The sequence below is a fragment of the Salinivibrio sp. PR919 genome (genome assembly GCF_001995355.1).
GTDB classification, from domain to species: Bacteria; Pseudomonadota; Gammaproteobacteria; order Enterobacterales; family Vibrionaceae; genus Salinivibrio; species Salinivibrio proteolyticus.
In genome coordinates this window covers 1-1,522 of record NZ_MUFL01000170.1, presented here as the reverse complement: position 1 = coordinate 1,522, position 1,522 = coordinate 1, and the positions used below count along the sequence as shown (strand labels likewise).

Annotated in this window: 1 protein-coding gene; it reads left to right on the top strand. The window is 48.8% G+C overall.

Going from position 1 to position 1,522, the window contains the following annotated elements:
* The first annotated feature begins 304 nt into the window (after positions 1-304).
* Positions 305-1,504 (top strand): IS4 family transposase, encoded by a 1,200-nt coding sequence (locus BZG83_RS16425; protein ID WP_077482151.1) that lies wholly within the window; start codon positions 305-307, stop codon positions 1,502-1,504.
* Positions 1,505-1,522: the final 18 nt, after the last annotated feature.

Genomic DNA, 1,522 nt, shown 5'->3' with positions numbered 1-1,522 from the left:
GAGGGGCGTGGTCGAGTGTTTATCTATTACGGTAGGTTTTGTGGATGACGAGCAGACCCTTATCACCCGAATGGAGTGAAAATTATCCAGTTTAAAAGAGTCTGTTCCGATATTTACGATATCTAAACCTTCATTATGGTTTGCAATCGGGGCAATGAATTGATCGGATTGAACGCCCCACTCTAGGGAATCCCCTCATAAATATCTTTTGAAACAATGAGGTAGACACGCATCACTCCCTCTGATCTAATGAATTTCGCCAAAAACACACTCGATACAGACAGATTCAATAGCGATGCTAACGATGCGTGATGACCAAATCCTACTACAAACACTGTCAAAACAGTGCCCCAACATTCACAAAAAACGGCTTATTTCTCTTACTCTTGCTACTAAAACCTTGCTCGACGGCGCTGATTTAACCCTCACCAAGCTTGGGCGCGCACTTGAGACACAAACCTCAGTTAAACATGCGATTAAACGTATCGACCGCCTATTAGGCAATACGCTGTTACATCAAGAGAAAAATCTCATTTATCGCTGGCATGCGCATCTGATTACGCGCGCCAATCCTTGTCCCGTCATCTTGGTTGATTGGTCGGATGTGCGTGAGCAATTGCGCTATATGACACTGCGTGCTTCTATCGCCGTGGATGGGCGTGCCGTCACTTTGTATGAGCAAGCCTTTGAATATGGCGACTATAACTCGCCTCGCACCCATCAACGCTTTCTCGATACGCTCCAAGGGATATTGCCTGACGGTTGCCACCCAATCTTGGTCACCGATGCTGGCTTTAGAAATACTTGGTTCCGACAAGTGGCACAAAAAGGCTGGTTCTGGTTAGGCCGCGTACGTGGCGAGGTCTCGATTAAAACCCATCAGCACCCGTGGCAATCCAATAAGCAGTTTTACCCTGACGCATCAGCTAAACCTCACACTCTTGGGCCCTGTTTATTAGCGAAGCGTTCGCCTCTTCATTGCTTTGCGTATCTCTACAAAGGTGCCCCCAAAGGACGCAAAGTGCATCGTCATAGCCGCACCTGCCAGCGTCATTCCGCCAACGCGCTTTATCAAAAAGGGAGCAGTGAACCTTGGGTGCTCGTAACGAATATCCCCACGCATGCAATGAATGCGGTCCAAATCACGCGGCTTTATGCCAAGCGTATGCAGATAGAAGAAGCCTTTAGAGACTTAAAAAGCACCGCCTACGGCATGGCACTTCGACACAACCGGACGCGCTGTGTAAAACGGCTCAATATCTTGCTACTCATTGCCCTGCTTGCCGATATCTTAATGTGGTGGAATGGCTTAGTGGCGACCCAAGCAGGTTGGCATTATCACTTTCAAGCCAACACCATCAAGCATCGTCGCGTGCTCTCGATACCTCGTCTTGGTCGCGAGGTCAGAAACCATCGGCGATACCTGATTAAGCTAACCCAATATCAGTGGGCCATCAGGGAATATCAACGGCTAACGCATACGATGGGGCTCGGTCAATTATGAGGGGATCCGCCAGCGCCC